This is a genomic window from Bradyrhizobium sp. MI1.3 (assembly GCF_055811695.1).
The window spans coordinates 1-549 of the sequence record NZ_JBVVPQ010000256.1 but is presented as its reverse complement, the minus strand read 5'-3'; the positions used below and the strand labels follow the sequence as shown (position 1 = coordinate 549).

Below are 549 nucleotides of genomic sequence, written 5' to 3'. Positions count from 1 at the left end.
AGGCGGCATATCGTGGGGGTGCTTGACGCCTCCACTTCTCCACCGAAGGAGCGATATGCCGTGTCCAACGATAACGTGATCCAGCTGATTCAGCCAGGAATCTTCGACGATCAACTCACAGAAGTCTTGCGCAACGGGGCACGTGCCCTTCTCGCCAAGGCGGTCGAGGCCGAAGTCGCAGACTTTCTCGGCCAGCATGCCGATTTGAAGACCGCGGACGGCCACCAGCGCGTCGTGCGCCACGGTCACCTGCCGGAACGCGAGGTGATGACCGGGATCGGTCCGGTCGCCGTCCGTCAGCCGCGTGTACGCGATCGCGAGGCGGCCGCTACCGATCCTGGTCGCATCCGGTTCTCTCCGTCGATCCTGCCGCCCTACATGCGCCGCTCGAAATCGATCGAGACGCTGCTGCCGATCCTTTACCTGAAGGGTATCTCCACCGGCGACTTCTCGGAGGCGCTGGCGGCGCTGCTCGGCAAGGATGCTGCCGGGTTGTCGGCATCCGCCATCGGCCGGCTGAAGGACGGTTGGATCGACGAACACGCCGCG

The 549-nt window shown here is 64.5% G+C and carries 1 protein-coding gene; it reads left to right on the top strand.

Annotation, left to right across the window (positions count from 1 at the left end; genetic code table 11):
• Window positions 1–60: 60 nt before the first annotated feature.
• Window positions 61–549, top strand: a 489-nt coding sequence (locus tag AC0L3A_RS40915; protein WP_473256606.1) for a transposase, incomplete at its 3' end; no start/stop codon positions are given.